Here is a 25,151-nt window from a genome sequence, read left to right as displayed (position 1 = left end):
GCGGAAGCGGCGGGGCCCGGGCCGGGTCCTCAGGCGCCGGACGGACTCACCGGGAGGCCGGCGGACTTCCAGGCCTGGAACCCGCCCGTCAGGTCCGTGGCCCGGTGCAGGCCGAGCGCGTGGAGGGAGGCCGCCGCCAGTGAGGAGGCGTAGCCCTCGTTGCAGATCACCACCACCCGCAGGTCGTGCGAGGTGGCTTCGGGGGCGCGGTGGGAGCCCTGGGGATCCAGGCGCCATTCCAGCTCGTTGCGCTCCACCACCAGCGCCCCCGGGATCAGGCCGTCCCGCTCGCGCAGCGCCTGGTACCGAATGTCCACCAGCAGCGCGTCGCCGGCGCGGAACGCCTCGTACGCCTGCGCCGGGCCGATCCGCGCGTACGTCGAGCGGACCTGCTCCAGCAGGGCGTCGATGCCGGTCGGGGCGCTCACTGCCAGTCCGCCGGACGCTCGACCTGCTCCAGCGTGAGCACCTGACCGGTGCGGCTGAAACGGCGGATCAGGGGCAGCGGCGGGTAGTACGCGTGCACCGAGACCGCGTGCTCCGACTCCGACTCGTTGAGCACCTCGTGGACGTGGTGCTCGCCGAACGCCCGCCCCGTCCCCGCGCCCAGGCTGCGGCTGCGGTCGAGGTCCGGGGCGAGTTCCAGGCTCCGCCAGCCCTCGGAGGGGAGCCGGACCGCCAGCGAGTGCTCCTTCAGCCTGCCCCGGGCGGTGGCGAACGCGCCCTGCGACTCGGCGTGGTCGTGCCAGCCGGTGCCGGTGCCCGGCGGCCAGCCGATCACCCAGGCCTCGCTGCCGCCCGGCCCGTCGAGGCGGATCCAGGTCCGGCCCTCGGGGTCGAGGGGGAGGGAGTCGATGACCGCCGGGTCGGCGGCGGTGCGCAGGGCGAAGTCGAGGAGGTCCGCCGCCGTCACCGGGGGCGCGGCGGCGCGTACGGGGGCGTGCGGAGGTGCGAGGGGCGCAGTGGATGCACTGGGGGCAAGGGGCGCAGACATGGGGGCGTGACCGTCCTGGGGGTTCGCGAAAGTGCGCGCGGAGCGCGCGGGGGAAGGCGAATCAGCAGGAAGGGCGACACACGCAGCCCGCATAGCGGAGCAGGTCCATATGGACCCTCCGCCACAGGCGTACGTCATTGCCGGTCATGCCCGCGAGTGAAGCACGCGGACCGGAGGACGGTCAATCGATCACGGCTGGATGTGTCGGGGCCGTGGGCGCCGTCGGCGCGGGATCGAGCGCCGCACGAGCGCCTTCGGGCGCCCCGCACCGGAGCGCGTCCGCCGCCTCGTACAGCTCGGCCGGCCGTACGCCCGCGAAGGTCGCGGCCAGGTGCCCGTCCGGCCGGACCAGCAGGACGGTGTGGGCCGGCGCCCCCGGGTAGCCGTCCGCGACCAGCAGTTCCGTACGGGCCGGCAGCGCGCTCACCGCTGCCGCGAGCCGCGGCATCAGCCCGGCGCCCAGCCAGTGCCGCCGGTCCCAGACCCCGGTGCCCGGGGCGACGAGGACCACCAGCAGCCGGCCCCGCCCCAGCAGGTCGCGCAGCGGCACCGTCGACCCGTCGGGCGCGGTCACCGGGACGTTCGCGACGGGGCCGCCCGGATCGGTGTCCGTCGGCACCTCGCGCACGGCCACCGGCGGGGCGTACGAGGGCTGCGCGCCGAGCGGGCCCCGCCCCAGGTGGCCGTCGGTGAGCAGCAGTTCGCCGGCGCGGGCGGAACCGGGCAGCAGGGTCCGCAGCCCGCCCCCGCCGCGGAGCACCGGCATCGCCTGGTCGGCGGCGCGCAGCCGGGCCGCGACCGCCGTGCGCCGTTCGTCCTCGTAGCTGTCGAGCAGGGCCTCGGAGGCGCCCTGGTGCCAGGCGAGCGAGAGCTTCCACGCCAGGTTCTCGGCGTCCCGGAGCCCCTCCTCGACGCCCTGCGTGCCGAGCGCGCCCAGCAGGTGGGCGGCGTCCCCGGCGAGGAAGGCGCGGCCGTCGCGCCAGCGCCGGGCCAGCCGGTGGTGCAGCGTGTGGACCCCGGTGTCGAGCAGGTCGTACGGGGGAGTGCTGCCCCCGCACCACACCGCCAGGCCGTCCCGTACGAGGGCCACCAGCGCATCGGGGGTGACGAGCTCCCCACGGGCCGGGAGCAGCCAGTCCAGCCGCCACACCCCGTCCGGCAGCGGCCGGGCGGTGGTCTCCCGCGGCGGGTCGCGGTGCAGCAGGGCCTCGCCGGGCCAGGGGAGTTCGGTGCGCAGCGCGGCCACGGCGTGCCGCTCGACGGCGGTGCGGCCGGGGAAGCGGATGCCGAGCAGCTTGCGCACGGTGGAGCGCGCCCCGTCGCAGCCGACCAGGTAACTCCCTCGCCACCAGGTGGTTTCGGCGCCCCGGGTGTGCGCGGTGACCCCGCGCTCGTCCTGCTCCAGGGAGTCCAGTTTGCTGTCGGTGACCAGCTGGACCAGCGGATGCGTGCCCGCGGCGTCGCGCAGCCCGCGCGCGAGGGCGTGCTGCGGCAGGTGCAGCGGGGCCGGCTCGTCCTCGAAGGTGGTCCGCCGGGTGTCACGGCCGCGCCGCATCGTGCGCCATGCGGCGTAGTACGCGCCCTCGTCGCGCAGCGTCGTACAGCCGAGGCGCTGCGCCATGGCGGCCGTGTCGGCGTGCAGCACGACCGTACGGGCCGGGCGCGGCAGGTCCTTGCCCGGTCCCTCGTCGAGCACGACGCTGGGCACGCCCGAGCCGGCCAGGGCCAGCGCCAGCGAAAGTCCGACGGGCCCCGCGCCGACGACGATCACCGGGTCCATGATGCGGCTCCCGATGTCCGGTATGTGATCACAGAACGAATGCAACCCACTGGAGGTGCCTGCGTCAAGTGACACCCGGCCCCGCCAACGCCGTGTGGTGCGGCGGATGAGTTCCGCCGCACCACAGGTGTCACGCAAGTGTACTGACCGGGCGTCAGTGCCCCGAGCCGGGGAAGACCCGTCAGGGAGCCTGGCCCACGCCCGCCGCGCCGCCCGCGTCGACCTCGGCCACGTCCCCGGCGACGACCGCGCCGGTGCCCTTCTGCGACTTCCGCAGCCGCCGCTCCAGCCAGGAGGCCGTGTTGGTGAGGGCGAAGTTCACCAGGATGAACAGCAGCGCGATCACGACGAGGGTTGCGATGGTGTTGCTGTAGTTCGCCGAGATCTGCCGGTTCATCGACAGCAGCTCGCCCAGCCCCAGCACCGCACCGCCGATCGCGGTGTCCTTGAGGATCACCACGAGCTGGCTGACCAGCGCGGGAAGCATGGCGGTGACGGCCTGCGGGATCAGGACGTGCTGCATGATCTGGCCCTTGCGCATGCCGATCGCCTTGGCCGCGTCGGTCTGGCCCCGCGGCAGCGACTTGATGCCCGCCACGACGATCTCGGCGATGACCGCCGAGTTGTAGAGGACCAGGCCGGTGACCACCGCGTACAGCGGCCGCAGTTCGGAACTGACGGCGCTGTAGCGCACGTACAGCGCGGAGCCGAACAGCATCAGCATCAGCACCGGAATGGCGCGGAAGAACTCGACCCAGGCGCCCACCGGTATCCGTACCCACCGGTGGTCCGAGAGCCGGCCGATGCCGAGCAGCGCACCCAGCGGCAGCGCGATGACCATGGCGATGAGGCCGGCCTTCAGCGTCTCGCCGAGACCCGGCAGCAGGAAGGTGGTCCAGATCTCGCCGTCGGTGACGAACGGGCTCCACTTGGCGGCGTCGAGCTGGTGGTTCTCCGCCATGATGGCGAGGACCCACCACATGGCCAGCCCGAACACGACCAGGAAGGCCGCGGTGTAGATCCAGTTGCGCACCCTGGCCTTGGGGCCCGGGGTGTCGTACAGCACGGAGCTCATCGCTTCACCGCCACTCGCTTGGCCACCCAGCCCAGGAGCAGGCCGGTGGGCAGGGTCAGCAGGACGAAGCCGAGGGCGAAGACGCCGAAGACCGCGAAGAGCGCCTGCGGCTCGTTCTCGATCATTTCCTTCATCAGCAGCGCTGCCTCGGCCACGCCGATGGCCGCCGCCACGGTCGTGTTCTTCGTCAGGGCGATCAGCACGTTGGTGAGCGGCGCGATGACCGCCCTGAAGGCCTGGGGGAGCACGATCAGGGTGAGCACCTGGAAGAAGCTCAGGCCCAGCGCGCGGGCGGCTTCGGCCTGGCCGACGGGGACCGTGTTGATCCCCGAGCGCAGCGCCTCGCAGACGAACGTGCCCGTGTAGGCGATGAAGCCCAGGACCGCCAGCCGGAAGCCGATCTCCTTGAACGTGCCGCCGCCGAGTGAGATGCCGAGGGTCTGATTCAGGCCCAGCGAGCAGCCGATGATGATGACGGTCAGTGGCGTGTTTCGCACGATGTCGACATACGCGGTGCCGAAGGCCCGCATGAGCGGGACCGGGCTGACCCGCATCCCGGCCAGCACGGTGCCCCAGATCAGGGATCCGACTGCTGAGTAGAGGGTGAGCTGAACCGTCACCCAGAAGGCCCCGAGCACGTCGTACTGCCCGGAATTAAGAAAGTCGAACACGTTGCCCTGCGCTCTCCCCAGGATGGCCGGTGAGGAGGGCCGCCGCCCGTGGCAGGCGGGCGGCGGCACCCCTCACCGATGAATCAGCTGCCTTCGGTGATCTGCGGGGCAGGCTCGGCCTTGTAGTTGGCGGGGCCGAGGTTGGCGTCCACCGCCTTCTGCCAGGAGCCGTCCTCGACCATCTTCTTGAGGGCGGCGTTGACCTTCGTCTGGAGGTCCTTGTCGCCCTTCTTCAGGCCGATGCCGTACGGCTCGTCGCTCAGCTTCAGGCCGACCAGCTTGAACTTGCCCTTGTTCTTCTCCTGCGCGGCGTAGCCGGCCAGGATCGAGTTGTCCGTGGTCAGGGCGTCGAGCTTCTTGTTCTCCAGGCCGGTCAGGCACTCGGAGTAGCCGCCCTGCTCCAGCAGGTCCGCCTCGGGGGCCAGCTTGGTCTTGACGTTCTGCGCCGAGGTGGAGCCGGTGACCGAGCAGAGCTTCTTCTTGTTCAGGTCCTCGGCCTTGGTGATCGAGGTGTCGTCGGCGCGGACCAGCAGGTCCTGGTGGGCCAGGAAGTACGGGCCGGCGAAGTCGACCTTCGCCTTGCGCTTGTCGTTGATCGTGTAGGTCGCGACGACCAGCTTGACGTCGCCGTTGGCGATCAGGTTCTCGCGTTCGGCGCTGACGGCCTGCTTGAACTCGATCTGGTCGGGCTGGTAGCCGAGCTCCTTGGCGACGTACGTCGCCACGTCCACGTCGAAGCCGGTGAACTTGCCGTCCGGGGTCTTGAGGCCGAGACCCGGCTGGTCGAACTTGATGCCGATGACGATCTTGTCCTTCTTGGCGCCACCGGACGCGCCGCCGTCACTGCTCGCCTTGTCGCTGCTGCCGCCGCAGGCGGTCGCCGTCAGGGCGAGGACTGCGGCAACGGCTGCGGCCGCACCGGCCTTGAAAACCTTCATGGTGAACTTCCCTCGGATGAGACGTTGTTGGACGACGAGCGACACGCGTGCTCCGAGCCGCCAGGGGATCACTACCAGACAGGACCGTCAGTGGTGCAGGATCTTCGAAAGGAAGTCCTTCGCACGGTCACTGCGCGGGTTGCTGAAGAACTGCTCGGGTGCGGCCTCTTCGACGATCTTTCCGTCGGCCATGAAGACGACGCGGTTGGCCGCGGACCGGGCGAAGCCCATCTCGTGCGTGACCACCACCATCGTCATGCCCTCCCGGGCGAGCTGCTGCATGACCTCCAGCACCTCGTTGATCATCTCCGGGTCGAGCGCCGAGGTCGGCTCGTCGAACAGCATCACCTTCGGGTCCATCGCCAGCGCGCGGGCGATCGCCACGCGCTGCTGCTGGCCGCCGGACAGCTGCGCCGGGTACTTGTCGGCCTGCGAGCCGACGCCCACCCGGTCCAGCAGGGACTTGGCCTTCTCGAGCGCGGCCGCCGAGTCCGTCTTGCGGACCTTGAGCTGACCGAGCATCACGTTCTGCAGCACGGTCTTGTGCGCGAACAGGTTGAAGGACTGGAACACCATGCCCACGTCGGCACGGAGCCGGGCCAGTTCCCGTCCCTCCGACGGCAGTTCCTTGCCGTCGACCGTGATGGTGCCCGAGTCGATCGTCTCCAGGCGGTTGATGGTCCGGCACAGCGTGGACTTGCCCGATCCCGAGGGACCGATCACGACGACGACCTCACCGCGGGCAATGCTCAGATCGATGTCCTGAAGCACGTGCAGCGCGCCGAAGTGCTTGTTGACGTTGCTCAGTACGACCAGGTCGTCCGCGGCCGGGGCCGCGTCCTGCGCGTCCTTGGTCACTGATACTCCGCTCATCGGCTTCTTGCTCCGTCCTCCTCGGTTGGGAGGACAGTAGTGACGTGGCGCGCACACCGTCATCACATCTGAGGGAGAATTGAGCATAACGAAACGGCCTCGCTCCGATACGCTCCGTGCGCGACGCGGCTGCGGGGCGGCGCCGCCCGTACCGGGTGCATAACGGAAGACGCGCCGGAGCGGAACCCCCTTGACGTGGGCCTCTTCATCGGCGTGGATGCAGGGTGGCCCTGACCGCGGGCCCTGATCACGACAACGGGAAAGAGGAAAGGGGGACGCCGTGAGACTGCTGCTCGTCGAGGACGACGACCACGTCGCCGCCGCCCTGTCCGCGATCCTCGCCCGGCACGGCTTCCAGGTCACCCACGCCCGGAGCGGCGAGGAGGCCCTGCAGGCCCTGCTGCCGGCGGGAGCTCCCCCCTTCGGCGTCGTCCTCTTGGACCTCGGACTGCCCGACCAGGACGGCTACGAGGTGTGCGGCAAGATCCGCAAGCGCACCGCGACGCCCGTGATCATGGTGACGGCGCGCGGCGACGTGCGCTCCCGCATCCACGGCCTCAACATGGGCGCCGACGACTACGTCGTCAAGCCGTACGACACGGGTGAACTCCTCGCACGCATCCACGCCGTCGCCCGGCGCACCGGCGCCTCCGAGGAGGCCGCCGCCACCGGGGCGGGCGCCCCCGACGTGGTCCGGCTCGGCCCGGTCCGCATCGAACTGCCCACCCGCCGCGTCAGCGTGGACGGCGTCGACGTACCGCTCACCCGCAAGGAGTTCGACCTGCTGGCCCTGCTCGCGCAGCGCCCCGGCGTCGTCTTCCGGCGCGAGCAGATCATCAGCGAGGTGTGGCGCACCAGCTGGGAGGGGACCGGGCGGACCCTGGAGGTCCACGTCGCCTCGCTGCGTTCCAAGCTGCGCATGCCCGCGCTCATCGAGACCGTCCGCGGGGTGGGCTACCGGCTCGTCACCCCGGCCGCGCCCTAGCGGGGCCCCGCCGTGCGCGCCCGCCTGCTCCCCCTGCTCGTCGTCCTCATGGCGGGCGTGCTGCTCGCCCTCGGTTTCCCGCTCGCCGTGAGCCTGGCCGCAGGGCAGCAGCAGCGGGTGGTCGTCGACCGGATCGACGACAGCGCCCGCTTCGCCGCCCTCGCCCAGTTCGTCATCGACGCCGAGGGCTCCAACTCCTCGGGCGCCACCGAGCGCCTGGAGACCCTCCAGCTGGAACTGGCCCGATACCAGGAGCTGTACGGGATCCGGGTCGGCATCTACCGGCGCGACGACAACGCCCTGGCCCGCGCGCCCGGCTGGTGGGAGGCACCGGCGACGGGCGAGGGCCGCCGCGCCTTCCAGGAGGCCCTCGCCGGGCGGCGCAGCCACGACCCCGCCCAGGTGTGGCCGTGGCAGACGCACGGCAAGCTGCTCGTCGCCTCGCCGGTCGTCCTCGACGGCGACGTGGTCGCGGTCGTCGTGACCGAGTCGCCCACCGACCAGATGCGGGCCCGCATCCTGGACGGCTGGCTGATCATCATCGCCGGGCTCGCCGCCGCGATGCTCGTGGCGTTCGGAGCCGCCCTGGTGCTCACCCGCTGGGTGCTCAAGCCCGTGCGGACCCTCGACGCGGCCGCCCACGGCATCGCGACCGGACGGATGAACTCCCGGGTCGCGGCGGCCGGCGGACCCCCGGAACTCCAACGCCTGGCCCATTCGTTCAACGAGATGGCCGACAACGTGGAAGAGGTCCTGGAGCAGCAGCGGGCGTTCGTCGCCGACGCCTCGCACCAGCTGCGCAACCCGCTCGCGGCGCTGCTCCTGCGGATCGAGCTGCTCGCCCTCGAACTGCCCGAGGGCAACGAGGAGATCGCTTCCGTGCGGGCCGAGGGCAAGCGCCTGACCCAAGTCCTGGACGACCTGCTGGACCTGGCGCTGGCCGAGCACACCTCCGCCGAGCTCAGCCTCACCGACATCGGCGGGCTGACCGCGGAACGGGTCGCCTCCTGGCGCCCGTACGCCGAGGAGAAGGGCGTACGCCTCACGGAGACGGGCCGGACCGCCGTGACGGGCTGGGCCGACCCGATCGCGCTCTCCAGTGCGCTCGACGCCGTCATCGACAACGCCCTCAAGTTCACCCCCGAGGGTGAGGAGGTCGAGGTGTCGGTCGGCGCGGCCGGTCCCTTCGTGCACGTCGTCGTCGCCGACCGCGGGCCCGGGCTGACCGACGAGGAGCTGCTCCGCGTCGGCGACCGGTTCTGGCGCAGCGGCCGCCACCAGAACGTCAAGGGCTCCGGGCTCGGCCTGTCGATCTCCCGGGCGCTGCTCGCCGCGGGCGGCGGGTCCCTCGCCTACGAGAAGAACCCGCCGCACGGGCTGCGGGTGACGGTGGCCGTCCCGCGCAGCGATCCGCACACGGCCTGACGGCCGCGACCCGCGGGGCGGTCGTCAGCTCCAGGGGAGCGTGGTGCCCGCCGGGGCGGAGGTCGCGTACAGCTCGTCCACGGCCCGGACCTCGAAGACGGCCGCGGGCTCCTGTCCGGACCGGGTCACCGCCGGGAGGTACAGGGCCGTGCCGCAGGTGCCGCCGAGGAAGCGGCGGGTGCCGTCCGGCAGCAGGCGGTACAGCTCGTGGTGGCGGACCGGACCGGCTGCCCGGCGCCAGGACAGCCGTACGGAGGCCCTGCCGTCCTGCTGGGCCGAGGCGTCGACGGTCAGTGCGTCCGGAGCCGCCGGGCGCCGCCGCGCGGTGTCCTCGCGTACCGACAGGGCGCCGAGCCGCCAGGACACCGCTCCGTTCCCGCCGGGGGTGATCCGTACGGCGATCCCGTACGCGGTCCTGCCCGCCAGGGCCCCGAGGCCGGTCCGGGAGGTGTGCCAGGCGCCCCGGCCGGAGACCGCTCGGGCCTTGAACCAGGTGTACGGGACGGGCCTGCCCGGGGCGGCGGGCTCGCGCGTGGCCACGCCCACCTCGACGGTGACCGTGCCCGACCCGGTCGTGTGCACCAGCTCCAGCACCGTGGAGGCGGTCAGCGGCAGCCGCGTGCAGTGCAGTCCGACGACGGCCGGAGCGGTCAGGGAGCCCGACACGAGGAGGCTGGAGCCGCCGCGCCAGGCCCTCGCGAAGTCCAGCGTGACGCAGGGGCGCGCTCCGGAGGTCTCGACGGCCCAGCGCCGGCCCGGGAGCCGGTCCTGGAGCCCGAGGTGGTTCCACGGGGTGTCGGAGATGACCTCGCCGTCCTCGTACCAGCGCTCCCCGTGTCCGGTGTTGAAGGCGCAGGCGAAGGGCAGCGCGGTGACGGTGGACCGGTCGGCGACGGCGGTGGCGGGCGCCCGCCAGGTGCCCTCGGGGGCCGGGTGGGCCGGGTCGAGCGACTCGCCCGTCCAGAACCGGTCGTCGGCGCGGTGGAAGGCGCCGGGGGAGCGGTCGGCGAGGTGGTTGCGCGTCCACTCGGGGCGGTAGAAGCCGAAGCTGACGACGTGGGCGCGGTCGCGCGGGATGATCGCGTCCCAGCGGACGCCGGAGTCCCAGCCGGCCGACTCCACGTCGAGGGCCGCCCACAGCTCGTGGCGGGAACGGCCCAGCCGGTCGGCGAGCGCGCCGGAGGCGGCCAGGGACTGCTGCGTCCAGCGGAAGTCGACGAACATCGTGTCCGAGACGCGGCCCGCCCGGTCCTCGAAGAACTCCTGGTTGAGCGCGTTGAGTGCGCCCTGCCAGCCGACCCGGCCGGTGCTGTTCATGGCGTCGTACCAGGTGGTCCGCAGTCCGTACGGGGCGCCGGCCGCCCGCAGGGCGCGCAGGAACGCCCGCATCCGCGCGGCGAGCGAGCTGTCCCCGCCGTCGGTCTCGGCGTTCACGAACCAGCCGTCGAACCCGTAGGTCCGCGCCACCAGCACCAGCTTCTCGGCGATCGGGAACCGGCCGAGGGGGTCCTGCTGGACGAGGTCGCGGGTCCACCGCAGGTCGCCGCCGTACACGACGGGCGGCAGGAAGACGTTGCCGAGCACCGGGACGCCGTGGCGGTGGGCGGCGTCGACGACGGGCGCGTTCGGGGCGAGGACGACGCCCTCGCCGGAGGAACCGCCCCAGAACACCAGCTCGTCGAGGTACGCCCAGTGGGTGAGGGCGTAGTGGTCGGCGGTCGCGGAGCCCTGCGAGGGGTTCCGGGCGGTGGGCCCGAACGAGACGAGCGAGGAGATCCGGGCCTGGCCGGCGCGGGCGCCCGCGTTCGGGGGTACGGGGGTGAAGCGCGGCGCCAGCGGCACGGTCGCCGTGTTGTACGCGAGGTCCGGATCGGACTCGGGGGTCCACTGCTTGAGGGAGCGCCAGGTGACGCCGGGTCCGGGGGCGCCCTGGGGGAGGGAGTCGGGGAACCAGTACGAGGCGTAGGGGGCCAGGTCGGGGACGGCTGCCGCGTCGGGGGTGGGGCCGGGCGCCGGCGCGGCCTGCGCCTCGGTGGCGGCTGCGATCCCGCAGAGCAGTGCCGCAGCTCCCGCTCCGGCACCCGCGGCGAGGACGTGGCGGCGGGTCGGCGGCGTCGTGCGCGCCGGGCGTAACGGGCGGGCGGTACGAGGGTCGGCGCCGTGGCCGGTCTCGGACATGCGGGGCTCCTCGGTGACGGGGGACGGGCGGTCAGCGTGCGGGCGGTCGGACGACCTCGCGGACGCGCAGCACCTCCGTGATGCCGCGCGCCGACAGATGGGCGGGGTCCTCGGCGAGCTCCGCCAGGACGACGGCGGGGCGCACCCCCCGGGCGCTCAGCGCGGCCCAGGCCTCGAAGAAGGCGCCGCCCGGGGCGCACACCGAACGCCCGGGCGCCGCCTGCGCCCCGCCGACGTCCACCGCCAGCGCGGTGGTCCGTACGGCGGGACGGTGCTCGCGGCCCCGCCACCGTGCGGCGATCCGGGCGACGGCCGCGCCGGCGGGCTTGACCAGGCGGTCGTTGGTGAGCAGGCCGAGCCCGTACTCCAGCTCGGGGAAGTCGGCGAGCTCCCGGGACACGTCGTGGGAGCACCACCAGGTCACGCCCCACAGGTCCGGGCAGTCCAGCACGTTGGCCACGGTCGCCTCGGTGAACGCGGCCGCGTGCTCCGCCGGGATCAGCGGCGCGGGCGCCCCGACCTCCTGGAGCCACACCGGCCGGCCCGGACCGCGCGCCCAGGCCTTCGACAGCTCGACCAGGTAAGCGGCGTGGTGCTCGGTGGCCGTCCCGGTACGGCCGTGGCGCTGGGCGGTGCCGTTGAACACCCAGGAGTGCACCGCCGTGGCCGCGCCCAGCCGGGCCGCCTGGGCCGGGGTGAAGGGATGGCCGTCCCGGTACCAGGCGGCGTCGTACTCGGCGTGCACGTGGAAGCGGCCCGGCGCGCCCCTCTCGCACGCGGCGAGCATCCGCTCCAGCCAGCGGCCGGCCTGTTCCGCGGTGATCCGGTCCGGGTCCGGATGCGGGCCGTCGGAGAACTGGTTGACCTCGTTGCCCACCGTCATGCCGAGGAAGTTGGGCCGGTCGGCGAGGGCTGCGGCCAGCGTGCGCAGGTACTCCTCCTGCGCGGCGACGACGTCCGCGTCGGTGAAGATGTTCCTCCGGTGCCAGGTCCCGGTCCACGCGGGCAGGAAGTCGAAGCTCGACAGGTGCCCTTGCAGACCGTCCACGTTGACGTCGAGGCCGCGCTCGGCGGCCGCGTCGGCGAGCGCGACGAGCTGCTCGACGGCGCGCGGCCGGATGAGCGTCCGGTTCGGCTGGAACACCGGCCACAGCGGGAAGACCCGTACGTGGTCCAGCCCGAGCGCGGCGAGGGAGTCGAGGTCGGCCCTGACCTCGTCGAGGTCGAAGTCGAGCCAGTGGTGGAACCAGCCGCGGGAAGGGGTGTAGTTGGCGCCGAAACGGAGCGGACGAGGGGTGGCTTCGCCGTGCATGAGGCGTCCTGGAGTGCTCGGGAATTCGCCGGGTGACGCACAACCTGCCGGGTGCGGGAAGTGAAGTCAACAGGGCCTCCACAGCGGGTACTTAAGCGCTTCAGTGCTGTTGACAGAAGGGTTTCGGCCTCTCAAGCTGGGCGAACTAATGCGGTTTAGTTCCGGCTTCCGAATCCGTGCGGAAACGGCCGGGAGGAAGAGGCAGGCACGCGATGGCCCGCAGACCCACCATCAAGGACATCGCCCGCCGGGCCGGGGTGTCCGAGAGCGCCGTGTCCTTCGCGCTCAACGACCGGCCCGGCGTCTCCCAGGACACCCGCGCCCGGATCCGCCGCGTCGCCGAGGAACTCGGCTGGCAGCCCAACAGCGCCGCGAGGGCCCTGTCCGGCGAACGCTCCGGCGCGGTCGGACTGGTGCTCGCCCGGCCCGCGCAGACCCTCGGCGTCGAGTCCTTCTTCCTCCAACTGGTCTCCGGCATACAGGAAGTGCTCTCCGCGGACCGGGTCGCGCTGCTCTTCCAGGTCGTGGACGGCATCGACGCCGAATGCGCCGTCTACCGCCGCTGGTGGGCCGAGCGGCGCGTGGACGGGGTCCTCGTCGTGGACCCGCGTACGGACGACCCGCGGCCGGAGCTCCTCACGCGGCTCGGACTCCCGGCCGTGATGATCGGCGGGACGGGCGCCGGCGCCCCGCTGTCCTCGGTCTGGGCCGACGACGCCCGGGCCATGGCCCAGGTCGTGGACCACCTGTACGGGCTGGGCCACCGCCGGATCACCCACGTCGCCGGGCTGCCCGGGCTCGCCCACACCGCCCGCCGCATCGCCTCGCTGCGCGCCGAGGCCCGGGCGCGCGGGCTCGACCCGGAGCACGTGCGCTCGGTGGTCACCGACTACTCCGACACCGAGGGGGCGGCCGCCACCCGCAGGGTCCTCGCCGAGCCCGGACCGCCGACGGCGCTCGTCTACGACAACGACGTGATGGCGGTCGCCGGCATCGCCGCCGCCGCGGAGCTGGGCATCGCCGTCCCCGGCCGGATCTCCGTGGTCGCCTGGGACGACTCGGCGCTGTGCCGGGTCACCCACCCCCGGCTCACCGCCCTCGTGCGCGACACCGCGGGGTTCGGACGGCTCGCCGCCGAGGAGCTGCTCGGCGTGCTCGCCGGGAGCCCGCCGCGGGCCCGGGAGGGCGAGCGGCCGCGGCTGGAGCCCCGGGAGAGTACGGCCCCGCCGGCGGCCGCATACTGATCCCGACCCCTTCCTGGAGCCGCTTCCGTGACCAGTCCCACCTCCGCCTCGTCCGCACCGCGCGCCGCCGCCCCCGGTCCGCCCGCCGGTCTGACCGTGGCCATCGACATCGGCGGTACGAAGATCGCCGGCGCGCTGGTGCACCCCGACGGCACGATGACGGCGGCCACCCGCCGCCCGACCCCGCGCGGCGCGGACGGCGAAGGCGTCTTCGCGGCCGTCGCCGAGGTCGTCACCGAGCTCGCCGGCTCCTCGCTGTGGTCCGGGGCGGTCCGCTGCGGCATCGGCAGCGCGGGCCCCGTGGACACCTCGCGCGGCACGGTGAGCCCGGTGAACATCGGGGCCTGGCGGGAGTTCCCGGTCCAGGCCCGGGTCGAGGCCGAACTGGCCCGGCACGGCGCCGCCCTGCCGACCGTACTCGCCGGTGACGGCGTCGCGATGACCGCCGCCGAGCACTGGCTGGGCGCGGCTCGGGGGCACGCGAACGCCCTGTGCATGGTGGTCTCCACCGGGGTCGGCGGCGGGCTCATCCTGGACAACCAGCTCCACCCCGGTCCCACGGGCAACGCGGGTCACATCGGCCACATCAGCGTGGCTTTCGACGGTGAGCCCTGCGTCTGCGGGAGCCGCGGCTGCGTGGAGTCCATCGCGTCCGGCACCGCCATCGCCCGGTGGGCCCTGGAGCAGGGCTGGAGCCCGGCGGACCCGGAGGGGGACGCTTCCGCGGCCGGCGTGGCCGCGGCCGCCGAGGCCGGGGACCCGGTCGCCGTGGCCGCGTTCGACCGGGCGGGCCGGGCCCTCGCCGCGGCCATCGCGGCCACCGCGACGCTGGTCGAAACGGACATCGCCGTCATCGGCGGGGGCGTCGCCACGTCGGGGGACACGCTGTTCGCGCCGATCCGCGCGCACCTGGCCGACTACGCCACGCTGTCGTTCGTGAGCGGCCTGCGGGTGGTCCCGGCGGCCCTGGGGACGCACGCGGGGCTGATCGGGGCGGCCGCGGCGGCGGTGATGCTGCTGCCCGCCGGCTGACGGGCCGCTCCCGCTCCTACGGCTTGACCGAGCGGTAGTACCGCTGCGCGCCCTCGTGCAGGTCCAGCGGGTCCGTGTAGATCGCCGTACGCAGGTCCACCAGCTGCGCGGCGTGCACCTCGTGCCCGATGGTGTCGCGGCTGTCGATCACCGTGCGCGTGAACTGCTTGGTCAGCTCCGGGTCCGTCCCCTCGGTGGTGACCAGCAGGTTCGGTACGGCCAAGGTCGCCACCGACGAGGTGTTGCGGGCCCGCGTGTACGCGTCCTGCGGCATCACCGCCGCCCGGTAGTACCGGGCCGGGGTCCCGCTGGCCTGGAGCGAGGGCACCAGGTCGCCGAGCTGCACCAGGCGGATCTCGTACCGGTCCGCCAGATCGCGCACCGCCTGCGTCGGCAGTCCGCCGGACCAGAAGAACGCGTCGATCCGGCCGGCCTCCAGCTCGGCCGGCATGGTGTCGATGCCTATCGACAGCGGGGTGATGTCCCGCGCCGGATCCAGGCCGGCCGCCCTCAGCAGCCGCTCCGAGATCAGCCGCACCCCCGATCCCGGCTGCCCGATCGCGACCCGCTTGCCCTTCAGGTCCCGCGCCGACAGCACGCCCGACCCGGCCGGCACCACGAGCTGCACGTAGTCGTCGTAGAGGCGCGCCACACCGCGCAGCCGCTCCGCGCCCGGCTTTCCGTCGGCCCGGTACTTCGAGACGGCGTCCGCGGTGGCGATGGTGAAATCGGCCTTGCCGGTGGCCACCCGCTGGAGGTTCTCCTGCGAGCCCTCGCTGGGCTGCAGCCGCACCTTCACCCCCGGCATGTCCTCGGCGAGGGCGTGGTCCAGCAGCTGGCCGTAGCGGTGGTAGACGCCGGTACGGACCCCCGTGCTGAAGGTCAGCTCGCCCCTGAGCTCCGGCTCCCCGAAGGGCCTGAGCCACCAGGCGAGCAGCCCGAGCACCGCCAGTACGGCCACCAGCCCCCACAGGGCGGTGCGCCTGCGGATGCGGGGCGGTACGTGAGCCATGCCGCGATCCTGCCACCGGGCGGAGCCGCTGTCACGGCCCGCCCGCGGCGGAGGGGGGCCGGAGGGGTTCCGGGCACCGCCTACCCTTGTTCCATGACCAGCAGCAGCGACCGGAGCACGGCAGTGGACGTCAAGGGAACATACGAGGTGCGCACCTACGGGTGCCAGATGAACGTGCACGACTCCGAGCGGCTGTCCGGTCTGCTGGAGGGCGCGGGCTACACGCGGGCGCCCGAGGGGTCCGACGGCGACGCCGACGTCGTGGTGTTCAACACCTGCGCCGTGCGGGAGAACGCCGACAACAAGCTGTACGGCAACCTCGGCCGGCTCGCCCCCATGAAGACGAAGCGCCCCGGCATGCAGATCGCCGTCGGCGGCTGCCTCGCGCAGAAGGACCGGGACACGATCGTCCAGCGGGCCCCCTGGGTCGACGTGGTCTTCGGCACGCACAACATCGGCAAGCTGCCGGTCCTGCTGGAGCGCGCCCGCGTCCAGGAGCAGGCACAGGTCGAGATCGCCGAGTCGCTGGAGGCCTTCCCCTCCACGCTGCCGACCCGCCGCGAGTCCGCCTACGCCGCGTGGGTCTCGATCTCCGTCGGCTGCAACAACACCTGCACCTTCTGCATCGTCCCGGCCCTGCGCGGCAAGGAGGAGGACCGCCGGCCCGGCGACATCCTCGCCGAGGTCGAGGCGCTGGTCGCCGAGGGCGTCTCCGAGATCACCCTGCTCGGGCAGAACGTGAACGCGTACGGGTCCGACCTGGGCGACCGCGAGGCGTTCAGCAAGCTGCTGCGCGCCTGCGGCCGGATCGAGGGGCTGGAGCGGGTCCGCTTCACCTCCCCCCACCCGCGGGACTTCACGGATGACGTGATCGCGGCGATGGCCGAGACGCCGAACGTGATGCCGCAGCTGCACATGCCGATGCAGTCCGGTTCGGACACCATCCTGCGCGCGATGCGCCGCTCGTACCGCCAGGAGCGCTTCCTCGGCATCATCGAGAAGGTCCGCGCCGCGATTCCGCACGCCGCGATCTCCACCGACATCATCGTGGGCTTCCCCGGTGAGACGGAGGAGGACTTCGAGCAGACCATGCACGCCGTGCGCGAGGCCCGCTTCGCCAACGCCTTCACCTTCCAGTACTCCAAGCGCCCCGGGACCCCGGCGGCGGACATGGAGGGGCAGATCCCGAAGGAGGTCGTCCAGGAGCGGTACATGCGGTTGGTCGCCCTCCAGGAGGAGATCTCCTGGGAGGAGAACAAGAAGCAGGTCGGCCGGACGCTCGAGGTCATGGTCGCCGAGGGCGAGGGCCGCAAGGACGGCGCCACCCACCGGCTGTCCGGCCGGGCGCCCGACAACCGCCTCGTGCACTTCACGAAGCCGGAGGGCGAGGTCCGCCCGGGTGACGTGGTGACCGTCGACATCACGTACGCGGCGCCGCACCACCTCCTGGCGGAGGGCCCGACCCTGTCCGTACGCCGCACCCGCGCGGGCGACGCCTGGGAGAAGCGCAACGCGGCTCCGGCGCAGCCCCAGGGCGTCATGCTCGGCATCCCCACCCTGGGCGTCCCGGCCCCGCTGCCCGAGGCGGTCTCGGGCTGCGCGCTGCCGGCGTCTTCCTGACCGGCCGGCGGGGCCCCCGCGCGGGGGGCGGGGCGGCTAGGGTCGGATCATGCTTGTTGCCGCCGCCGTGTGTCCCGCCCCGCCCCTGCTCATGCCCGACGTCGCCGCCGGCGCCGCCCCCGAGCTCGCGGACGCACGTACCGCCTGCTCGGACGCGCTGGCGGTGCTCGCGGCCTCCCGCCCCGACCTGCTCGTCGTCGTCGGCGCCGCCGACCGGGACCACCGCGGGCCCTACCCCCAGGGCTCCCGCGGCAGCTTCCACGGCTTCGGGGTCGAGGCCGACGTACAGCTCGGGGACGGCGAGGAGGGGCCGCGCCTGCTGCCGCCGTCCCTGGCCGTCGGCGCCTGGCTGCTGCGCCGGGCCCGCTGGGGCGCCGCCCCGGTCGAAGGACTCGGCGTCGGGGAACCCCTCGAAGCCGCGCGGTGCCTGGAGGCGGGCCGGGACCTCGCCGCGCGCGAGGAGCGCGTCGCGCTGCTCGTCATGGGCGACGGCAGTGCCTGCCGCACGCTGAAGGCCCCCGGTTACCTGGACGACCGCGCCGCCGCGTTCGACGCCGCGGCGGGCCGCGCGCTGGCCGCCGCCGACGTGGCCGCGCTCGCCGCGCTCGACGCCGGGCTCGCCCACGAGCTCAAGGCCGCCGGCCGGGCGCCCTGGCAGGTGCTGGCCGGGGCCGCCGAGGGCGCGGGTCTCGACGGACGGCTGCTGTACGAGGACGCCCCGTACGGGGTCGGCTACTTCGTCGCCGCCTGGTCCTGACGGGCGGACACGCGCAAGGGGCGCGGGTTCACCGGAACCCGCGCCCCTTGCGCTGACGGGCCGACCGCCTCGGACTGCGTCTGACTGTGTCGGACCGCGTCTGACCGCGTCAGGAAGAAGCCGGCGGCGGGGTGGGCGGCGGCGTCGGCCCGCCGGGGGCGTCCTTGTGCGCGATCTTGCCCAGGGCGTCCTTGGCCTTGCTCCTGCCGGTCTCGATCTGACCGTGGTACTTGCCCTTGGTCTTGGAGTCCACGGCCTTGGCCACCTTGTCGAGGTTCTGGCCGATCTTCCCTTCGTGCTGCTGCGCGAGGTCTCCGACCTTTTCCTTCGCCGGCGCGAGCTTGGCCTTCAGCGTGTCCAGCAGGCCCATGGGTCACCTTCCAGTGGCGGTAGCTACGTACGGGCGCCTTCACCGGTCTCGCTGTCCGCGGCCTTCTCCGCCGACTGCTGCTTCGGGATCTCCACGCCCTCCGGCGCGGTGCCCGCAGCCTCGGCCTCGGCCTCGGCCGACCCGGCCTCGGCCGCGGTCTCCGCCGTGCTCTCGGCGACGGCGGCCTCGGACTCCGTCGTCAGGGTCGCGGCCGCGGCTTCCTCCGTGCTCGCTTCCGCGGCCTTGCGGCGAAACCGACTAAAAACGCCCATGTCTACTCCCATAACGTTACTCGTGCGGGTGAAGTTCCGCCGTGTACGGCCCGGCCTCCGCCGGGCGTGCGCCCGGCGGAACCTCGCCAGGGCAACGACCCCGCCACCACCCCGTCACGTAACTCGATCGGGTACGTGCCGCGGTGTTTGCGAGACTGGGTCGGTGAGCAACGCAGCCCCCGCTCCGCGGGTCATCGCCGTAGTCGGTCCCACCGCGGCCGGAAAGTCCGATCTGGGCGTAGCCCTGGCCCGCCGTTTCGACGGCGAAGTCGTCAACGCCGACTCCATGCAGCTCTACCGGGGGATGGACATCGGCACCGCCAAGCTGACGACCGAGGAGCGCGGCGGGGTCCCGCACCACCTCCTCGACATCTGGGACGTGACCGAGACCGCGAGCGTGGCCGAGTACCAGCGCCTGGCCCGCGCCGAGATCGACAATCTGCTCGCCCAGGGCCGTACGCCCGTCCTCGTCGGCGGATCGGGCCTGTACGTCCGCGGCGCCCTCGACGCCATGGAGTTCCCCGGCACCGACCCCGAGGTCCGGGCCCGACTGGAGGCCGAGGTCACGCTGCGCGGCCCCGGCGCCCTGCACGCCCGCCTCGCCGCCGCCGACCCGGCCGCCGCCCAGGCGATCCTGCCCAGCAACGGCCGGCGCATCGTCCGCGCCCTGGAGGTCATCGAGATCACCGGGAAGCCCTTCACCGCCAACCTGCCCGGCCACGAGTCCGTGTACGAGACCGTGCAGATCGGCGTGGACGTGGCCCGCCCCGAGCTCGACGAGCGGATCGCGCTGCGCGTGGACCGCATGTGGGAGGCCGGGCTCGTCGACGAGGTCCGCTCCCTGGAGGCCCGGGGGCTGCGCGACGGGGTCACGGCTTCCAGGGCGCTCGGCTACCAGCAGGTGCTGGCCGCCCTCGCCGGCGAGTGCACCGAGGAAGAGGCCCGGGCCGAGACCGTACGGGCCACCAAGCGCTTCGCCCGCCGCCAGGACTCGTGGTTCCGCCGGGACCCCCGTGTGCACTGGCTCAGCGGCGCGGCGGCCGACCGGGGGGAACTCGTCGGACTCGCGCAGTCGTTGGTCGAACGAGCGGTCACAGCCTGATCACGTGATGGCATCGGGACGCCCCTCGCGCCCGTTCGGGGCCCTGAGCCGTGCCATCATCAAATTCCGCGGGTGCGGTCACCGGCGGTGAACAGCGGCGTACGAAGTCCGAGTGGGGAGGGCGCGTGGCGATGGAGGCCGGCCCTCGCGACACCGGGCAGGACGACACGAGGCGGGATGCCGACCTCTGGGACGGCGATCCCGTGGTCGCCGAACCGGACGCCCTCGGCCTGCCCGCCGATCCCGCACGGCTGACCCCCGATGGCCCGGACGCACCGGACACCGCCGAGGCGGAGGCCGCCGCCGGTCCCGAGTTCGAGGTCGAGCTGCGCCCGCAGCGCCGGCTGCGGATCTGGCAGATCGCCCCGATCGTGATGCTTGCCGCCGCCGGCTCCCTGATGTTCGCCTTCCCGCTCGCCTTCGAGTTCGGTGACGGCGGAGCCGTGGTCGCGATGCTCGGCTTCCTCATCTGCTGCTGCGCCGGCGGCTGGGGCATGATGGCCGCCCGCCGCGTCGGACACACCTGGCCCGGGCTGCCGGCCCGGGGCAGCGGCCGCCGCCCCGACTGGCGCATGGCCGGGCTGTACGCCCTGATCGCGCTGGCCGTGGTGGCCCTCGCCGTCTACCGGGTCGCCCGCCTGCGCTAAGGGAAGGCAGCCGTACGGTGCCGCCGACCTGCTCGGACGTCCCGCTCGGTACCATGGGCGGGTGACGCAGACCAGCCTCTCCTTCCTCAAGGGCCACGGCACCGAGAACGACTTCGTGATCGTCCCGGACCCGGACAACGCCGTCGAGCTGCCCGCGAGCGCCGTCGCGAAGCTGTGCGACCGGCGCGCCGGCATCGGCGCGGACGGGGTGCTGCACGTCGTCCGGTCCGCCGCGCACCCCGAGGCCGCGCACCTGGCCGACGAGGCCGAGTGGTTCATGGACTACCGCAACAGCGACGGCTCCGTCGCCGAGATGTGCGGCAACGGCGTCCGCGTCTTCGCCCGCTACCTCCAGTACGCCGGCCACGTCGAGCCCGGCGACCTCGCCGTCGCCACCCGTGGCGGCGTCAAGCGGGTGCACCTCGACAAGAGCGGCGACGTGACGGTCTCCATGGGCCGCGCCCTCCTCCCCGAGGAGCAGGTCACCGTGACCGTCGGCGAGCGCGCCTGGCCCGCCCGCAACGTCAACATGGGCAACCCGCACGCCGTCGCGTTCGTCGAAACCCTGGACCACGCCGGAAAGCTGCTCGACCCGCCCCCGGTCAGCCCGGCCGAGGTCTACCCGACGGGTGTCAACGTGGAGTTCGTCGTGGACCGCGGACCGCGGCACGTCGCCATGCGCGTCCACGAGCGCGGCTCCGGCGAGACCCGCTCCTGCGGCACCGGCGCCTGCGCCGTCGCCGTGGCCGCCATCCGGCGGGACGGGGCCGACCCCTCCGTCACCGGTCAGCCCGTCACGTACACCGTCGACCTCCCCGGCGGCACGCTTCTCATCACCGAACACCCGGACGGGCAGATCGACATGACCGGACCCGCCGTCATCGTCGCCACGGGCGAGTTCGACACGACCTGGCTCACCGAAACGGTTTTCGGCTGAGGCTTCCCTCTAATGGGTGATCCGTTTCACGCTGGGCGAGAGGCGGACTGCGCCACGTGGTGGGGTCGGTAGCATCAGGCACCGGCCCTGAGGGCTCACCCCATGCCCGCCACCGCCGGTCGAAGCCGCCGGAGGTGCCCATGAGTGCAGAGGCCACGAACCCCGAAGCACGTCCCGAAGCGCGCCCCGAACTCAGCAGACGGGGCCGAACCCGCCTCGACCTGCGACGACTCGGGCGCGCCGCCCTTCTCGGACCCACATCCAGAGACCGGCTCCCCGACGCCATCGGCCACGTGGCCGAGGCGCACCGCGCCCACCACCCGGACGCGGACCTGTCCCTCCTGCGCCGCGCGTACGTGCTCGCGGAGTCCTCGCACCGCGGACAGATGCGCAAGAGCGGTGAGCCGTACATCACACATCCGCTCGCCGTCACCCTGATCCTCGCCGAACTCGGCGCCGAGACCACGACCTTGACGGCCTCTCTGCTCCACGACACGGTCGAGGACACCGAGGTGACCCTCGATCAGGTCCGCGCCGAATTCGGCGACGAGGTCTGTTTCATCGTCGACGGCGTCACCAAGGTGGAGAAGATCGACTACGGGGCCGCCGCCGAACCCGAGACCTTCCGCAAGATGCTCGTCGCCACCGGCAACGACGTCCGCGTCATGTCCATCAAACTCGCCGACCGGCTGCACAACATGCGCACCCTCGGCGTGATGCGTCCCGAGAAACAGGCGCGCATCGCCAAGGTCACCCGCGACGTCCTCATCCCGCTCGCCGAACGGCTCGGCGTACAGGCACTCAAGTCCGAGCTGGAAGACCTCGTCTTCGCGATCCTGCACCCCGAGGAGTACGAGCACACCCGCGCCCTCATCGCGGCCCACGCCGGTGAGCGCGACCCGCTGCCCGCCATCGCGGAGTCCGTACGCGGCGTGCTGCGGGAGGCCGGCCTCCCGGCCGAGGTGGTCGTACGGCCCAGGCACTTCGTCTCCGTCCACCGGATCGCCCTCAAGCGGGGCGAGCTGCGCGGCTCCGACTTCGGCCGCATCCTCGTCCTCGTCGGCGAGAACGCCGACTGCTACGCCGTCCTGGGCGAGCTGCACACCTGCTTCACCCCGGTCGTCTCGGAGTTCAAGGACTTCATCGCCGCCCCGAAGTTCAACCTGTACCAGTCGCTGCACACCGCCGTCGCCACGCCCGAGGGGTACGTGGCCGAAGTCATCGTCCGGACCCGCCAGATGCACCGCGTCGCCGAGGCCGGCGTCGTCGCGCTGGGCAATCCGTACGCCACCGCCCCGGCCGCGGAGGCCTCCCCCGACTGCGACGAGGAGCGGGTCGACCCGACCCGGCCCGGCTGGCTCTCGCGGCTCCTCGACTGGCAGCAGTCCGCGCCCGACCCCGACACCTTCTGGAGCGTGCTGCGCGCCGAGCTGGCCCAGGACCGCGAGATCACCGTGTTCCGGGCCGACGGGGGGACGCTCGGCCTGCCCGCCGGGGCCAGCTGCATCGACGCCGCCTACGCGCAGTACGGCGAGGCGGCGCACGGATGTATCGGCGCCCGGGTCAACGGGCGCCTCGCCTCCCTGGCCACCCGGCTCTCCGACGGGGACACCGTCCAGCTGCTGATCGCCCAGGACTCCTCCTCCGGGCCCGCCGCCGACTGGCTGGAGCACGCCAGGACCCCGGCCGCCCGCATCGCCATCGGCAGCTGGCTCCAGGCGCACCCCGAGACCGCCAAGCCCGCCGCCACCCCTGCCCGGGCGCCGCTGTCCGTGGTGGGCGCCCGGGGCGGCGGCGGCAACGCCGTGGCCGACCTCCCGGACGCCACCGTACGGCTGGCCGGCTGCTGCACCCCCGTACCGCCGGACGCCGTCGCCGGGTTCGTCGTACGCGGCGGGGCCGTCACCGTCCACCGCATCCACTGCGCGGCGGTGGCCCAGATGCGCGCGCTGGGACGGACCTCCGTCGCCGTGCACTGGCGGGCCACCGCGGACTGCCGGGTCACGCTGCTCGCCGAATCGTTCGGCCGCCCCCACCTGCTGGCCGACCTGACCGAGGCCATCGCCCGCGAAGGGGTCGAAGTGGTCTCCGCGACCGTGGAACCGCCCGTCGAGCAGCGGGTCCGCCACACGTACACCCTGCAACTGCCCGACGCGACCGGGCTGCCGTCCCTGATGCGGGCGATGCGGGACGTTCCGGGGGTCTACGACGTGCGCCGGGCCTGAGGCGCCCGCCGGGGGCGTGCTCGCGCTGCCGGGCCGGACACCGCTCCCGGGACCGGGCGCGCGGCGGCGGAAGGTCCCGTTCGGGTGGAACCGTCGCGCGCCGTACGCGGCCGCGCGGCGGGCGCTGGTAAGCGGTGGGGGATGCAGCTCTCCTCCCCGCGCCTGCGCGCCGCCCTGCTGGCCGCGGCCTCCCTCACCCTCGTCGCCGCCGTGCTGCCCCCGCCGGAGCCGCTGGGCATCGGCGACACGCTGTTCCCGCAGCTCGGGAACCCCGGGTACGACGTCCTCTCGTACGACCTGTCCTTCACGTACAAGGACAACAAGAGCCCGCTCGACGCGATCACCGTCATCGACGCCCGCGCGCTGGAGCCGCTGGAGCGGATCAACCTCGACTTCACCCACGGCACGGTGGCGTCCGCCCAGGTCAACGGCGAACCGGCGCGCTTCGAGAGCGCCGGCGAGGACCTCGTGCTCACCCCCGCGAGCCCGGTCGCGGCGAACGTGCCGCTCCACATCGAGATCCGGCACACCAGCGATCCGCGCGGCATCTCCGACGGGGGCTGGGTGCCCACCGACGACGGCTTGGCCATGGCCAACCAGGCCGACGCCGCCCACCGGGTCTTCCCGTGCAACGACCACCCGGCCGACAAGGCCTACTTCACCTTCCGGATCACCGCCCCGGCCGGCCTGACCGCCGTCGCCAACGGGGTGCCGGGCGCCCTCCCCGCTCCCCGCGCCGCCGGGGCGACCACCTGGACGTACCGCACCCTGCACCCGATGGCCACCGAGCTCGCCCAGGTCTCCATCGGCGACTCGGCCGTGGTGGAGGCCACCGGCCCGCACGGGCTGCCGCTGCGCAGCGTGGTCCCGGCCGCGGACCGGGGGCGCCTGGAGCCCTGGCTGCAGAAGACCGCCGGGCACGTGCGCTGGATGGAGGCGCGGGTCGGCGCCTACCCCTTCGAGAACTACGGTGTGCTGATCGCGAAGGCCAAGACCGGGTTCGAGCTGGAGACGCAGACCCTCTCGCTGTTCGAGAACGGCCTCTTCACGGGGGCGGGCTACCCCACCTGGTACGTCGAGGCCGTGATGGTCCACGAGCTCGCCCACCAGTGGTTCGGCGACAGCGTCAGCCCGCGCACCTGGTCCGACCTGTGGCTCAACGAGGGACACGCCACCTGGTACGAGGCCCTGTACGCGGACGGCCTCGGCAAGTACTCCATGGAGCGGCGCATGCGCGAGGCGTACCAGCGCTCCGACCAGTGGCGGGCGGCCGGCGGGCCCCCGGCCGCGCCGAAGGCGGCCGCACCCGGGGAGAAGATCGGGCTCTTCCGGCCGGCGGTCTACGACGGGGCCGCCCTGATCCTGTACGCGCTGCGGCAGGAGATCGGCGAGAAGGCCTTCGACCGGGTCGAGCGGCGCTGGGTGGCGGAGAACAAGGACGCGACCGCGGGCACGGACGACTTCGTACGCCTGGCCTCGGAGGTCGCCGGACGGGACCTGACGGCCTTCCTGAAGCCCTGGCTGTACGGGAAGACCACCCCCGCGATGCCCGGGCACCCGGAGTGGGGCGGCCCGAAAAGCGTGTGACCCCCGGGGAACGGGCATGTCACCATCGACAGGCCGGTCGACGGAGCCGCACGCCGGGGGAATCTCCCGGCGATGTGACACGTTGGACGTGACAGAGTTAGGTCACGCTCATGCC

The 25,151-nt window shown here is 73.2% G+C and carries 24 protein-coding genes; 11 read left to right on the top strand and 13 right to left on the bottom strand.

Translation table 11 applies throughout. The annotated features are described in order from the left end of the window. Positions 1-29: 29 nt before the first annotated feature. From CP980_RS08715 to CP980_RS08685, 8 genes are all read right to left on the bottom strand, one after another. Positions 30-434, bottom strand: a complete 405-nt coding sequence (locus CP980_RS08715; protein ID WP_132759244.1) for a rhodanese-like domain-containing protein — start codon at positions 432-434, stop codon at positions 30-32. Continuing rightward, on the bottom strand, positions 425-994 hold the full coding sequence (locus CP980_RS08710) for a cupin domain-containing protein (protein ID WP_132759243.1): 570 nt from the start codon (positions 992-994) through the stop codon (positions 425-427). Before CP980_RS08710 ends, CP980_RS08715 begins: the two co-directional genes overlap by 10 nt. Before the next feature lie 61 nt (positions 995-1,055). Further along, positions 1,056-1,142: a putative leader peptide gene (locus CP980_RS36545; protein WP_311318651.1), complete on the bottom strand. Its 87-nt coding sequence runs from the start codon at positions 1,140-1,142 to the stop codon at positions 1,056-1,058. A 33-nt stretch (positions 1,143-1,175) separates the two neighbouring features. After that, entirely contained in the window at positions 1,176-2,774 is a 1,599-nt protein-coding gene (locus CP980_RS08705) for an FAD-dependent monooxygenase (protein WP_150527913.1), read from the bottom strand. Between the two features lie 181 nt (positions 2,775-2,955). Next, positions 2,956-3,849, bottom strand: a complete 894-nt coding sequence (locus CP980_RS08700) for an amino acid ABC transporter permease (RefSeq protein WP_150527912.1) — start codon at positions 3,847-3,849, stop codon at positions 2,956-2,958. Further along, positions 3,846-4,520 carry an amino acid ABC transporter permease gene (locus CP980_RS08695; protein ID WP_150527911.1) on the bottom strand — a complete coding sequence of 225 codons (675 nt, stop codon included), beginning with the start codon at positions 4,518-4,520 and terminating at the stop codon, positions 3,846-3,848. The genes CP980_RS08700 and CP980_RS08695 overlap by 4 nt, the downstream gene beginning before the upstream one ends. Positions 4,521-4,603: 83 nt before the next feature. Then, entirely contained in the window at positions 4,604-5,458 is an 855-nt protein-coding gene (locus CP980_RS08690; RefSeq protein ID WP_150527910.1) for a glutamate ABC transporter substrate-binding protein, read from the bottom strand. 87 nt (positions 5,459-5,545) lie between these two features. Beyond that, positions 5,546-6,331: an amino acid ABC transporter ATP-binding protein gene (locus CP980_RS08685; protein WP_030859665.1), complete on the bottom strand. Its 786-nt coding sequence runs from the start codon at positions 6,329-6,331 to the stop codon at positions 5,546-5,548. 280 nt (positions 6,332-6,611) lie between these two features. On the opposite strand from CP980_RS08685, the gene CP980_RS08680 reads away from it, so the two are divergent. Both CP980_RS08680 and CP980_RS08675 read left to right on the top strand, forming a co-directional pair. After that, positions 6,612-7,316, top strand: coding sequence for a response regulator transcription factor (locus tag CP980_RS08680; RefSeq protein WP_132759238.1), 705 nt, complete (start codon positions 6,612-6,614; stop codon positions 7,314-7,316). Between the two features lie 12 nt (positions 7,317-7,328). Beyond that, the gene (locus tag CP980_RS08675) at positions 7,329-8,741 is read left to right on the top strand and encodes a sensor histidine kinase (protein WP_150527909.1); all 1,413 of its coding nucleotides are present in this window, start codon (positions 7,329-7,331) and stop codon (positions 8,739-8,741) included. A gap of 24 nt (positions 8,742-8,765) precedes the next feature. Here the strand turns inward: CP980_RS08675 and CP980_RS08670 are convergent, their stop codons facing one another. Together CP980_RS08670 and CP980_RS08665 are read right to left on the bottom strand one after the other, a co-directional pair. Next, a complete protein-coding gene (locus tag CP980_RS08670; RefSeq protein WP_150527908.1) occupies positions 8,766-10,919 on the bottom strand; it encodes an endo-beta-N-acetylglucosaminidase in 2,154 nt (717 codons plus the stop codon). Positions 10,920-10,950: 31 nt separating this feature from the next. Beyond that, positions 10,951-12,231: a glycoside hydrolase 5 family protein gene (locus CP980_RS08665; protein WP_150527907.1), complete on the bottom strand. Its 1,281-nt coding sequence runs from the start codon at positions 12,229-12,231 to the stop codon at positions 10,951-10,953. Positions 12,232-12,443: 212 nt separating this feature from the next. On the opposite strand from CP980_RS08665, the gene CP980_RS08660 reads away from it, so the two are divergent. Both CP980_RS08660 and CP980_RS08655 read left to right on the top strand, forming a co-directional pair. Next, positions 12,444-13,475 carry a LacI family DNA-binding transcriptional regulator gene (locus tag CP980_RS08660; RefSeq protein ID WP_132759234.1) on the top strand — a complete coding sequence of 344 codons (1,032 nt, stop codon included), beginning with the start codon at positions 12,444-12,446 and terminating at the stop codon, positions 13,473-13,475. Positions 13,476-13,565: 90 nt separating this feature from the next. Next, positions 13,566-14,507 (top strand): ROK family protein, encoded by a 942-nt coding sequence (locus CP980_RS08655; RefSeq protein ID WP_150530176.1) that lies wholly within the window; start codon positions 13,566-13,568, stop codon positions 14,505-14,507. Between the two features lie 16 nt (positions 14,508-14,523). On the opposite strand, the gene CP980_RS08650 is transcribed toward CP980_RS08655, so the two are convergent. Continuing rightward, positions 14,524-15,519 carry a TAXI family TRAP transporter solute-binding subunit gene (locus CP980_RS08650; RefSeq protein ID WP_132759233.1) on the bottom strand — a complete coding sequence of 332 codons (996 nt, stop codon included), beginning with the start codon at positions 15,517-15,519 and terminating at the stop codon, positions 14,524-14,526. A gap of 93 nt (positions 15,520-15,612) precedes the next feature. Here CP980_RS08650 and miaB point away from each other — a divergent pair, with 93 nt between their 5' ends. Continuing rightward, complete coding sequence (miaB, locus tag CP980_RS08645) at positions 15,613-17,139, top strand: tRNA (N6-isopentenyl adenosine(37)-C2)-methylthiotransferase MiaB (RefSeq protein WP_150527906.1); 1,527 nt, start codon at positions 15,613-15,615, stop codon at positions 17,137-17,139. A 49-nt stretch (positions 17,140-17,188) separates the two neighbouring features. Continuing rightward, positions 17,189-17,896: a class III extradiol dioxygenase subunit B-like domain-containing protein gene (locus CP980_RS08640; RefSeq protein WP_150527905.1), complete on the top strand. Its 708-nt coding sequence runs from the start codon at positions 17,189-17,191 to the stop codon at positions 17,894-17,896. A 109-nt stretch (positions 17,897-18,005) separates the two neighbouring features. On the opposite strand, the gene CP980_RS08635 is transcribed toward CP980_RS08640, so the two are convergent. Both CP980_RS08635 and CP980_RS08630 read right to left on the bottom strand, forming a co-directional pair. Then, positions 18,006-18,266, bottom strand: coding sequence for an antitoxin (locus CP980_RS08635; RefSeq protein WP_132759231.1), 261 nt, complete (start codon positions 18,264-18,266; stop codon positions 18,006-18,008). A gap of 23 nt (positions 18,267-18,289) precedes the next feature. Continuing rightward, on the bottom strand, positions 18,290-18,538 hold the full coding sequence (locus tag CP980_RS08630) for a hypothetical protein (RefSeq protein WP_150527904.1): 249 nt from the start codon (positions 18,536-18,538) through the stop codon (positions 18,290-18,292). Between the two features lie 163 nt (positions 18,539-18,701). On the opposite strand from CP980_RS08630, the gene miaA reads away from it, so the two are divergent. From miaA to CP980_RS08605, 5 genes are all read left to right on the top strand, one after another. After that, complete coding sequence (gene miaA, locus CP980_RS08625) at positions 18,702-19,640, top strand: tRNA (adenosine(37)-N6)-dimethylallyltransferase MiaA (RefSeq protein WP_150527903.1); 939 nt, start codon at positions 18,702-18,704, stop codon at positions 19,638-19,640. Positions 19,641-19,765: 125 nt separating this feature from the next. Continuing rightward, positions 19,766-20,287 (top strand): hypothetical protein, encoded by a 522-nt coding sequence (locus CP980_RS08620; RefSeq protein ID WP_150527902.1) that lies wholly within the window; start codon positions 19,766-19,768, stop codon positions 20,285-20,287. Positions 20,288-20,348: 61 nt separating this feature from the next. Next, a complete protein-coding gene (gene dapF / locus CP980_RS08615; protein ID WP_132759228.1) occupies positions 20,349-21,224 on the top strand; it encodes a diaminopimelate epimerase in 876 nt (291 codons plus the stop codon). Positions 21,225-21,364: 140 nt separating this feature from the next. Beyond that, a complete protein-coding gene (locus CP980_RS08610; RefSeq protein ID WP_132759227.1) occupies positions 21,365-23,449 on the top strand; it encodes a RelA/SpoT family protein in 2,085 nt (694 codons plus the stop codon). 141 nt (positions 23,450-23,590) lie between these two features. Next, positions 23,591-25,036, top strand: coding sequence for a M1 family metallopeptidase (locus CP980_RS08605; RefSeq protein WP_150527901.1), 1,446 nt, complete (start codon positions 23,591-23,593; stop codon positions 25,034-25,036). Positions 25,037-25,151: the final 115 nt, after the last annotated feature.

Origin of the sequence: Streptomyces vinaceus (assembly GCF_008704935.1) — a bacterium.
GTDB classification, from domain to species: domain Bacteria; phylum Actinomycetota; class Actinomycetes; order Streptomycetales; family Streptomycetaceae; genus Streptomyces; species Streptomyces vinaceus.
Note: the sequence above shows the minus strand (reverse complement) of the source record. Positions and strands in the feature narration are given on the sequence as shown.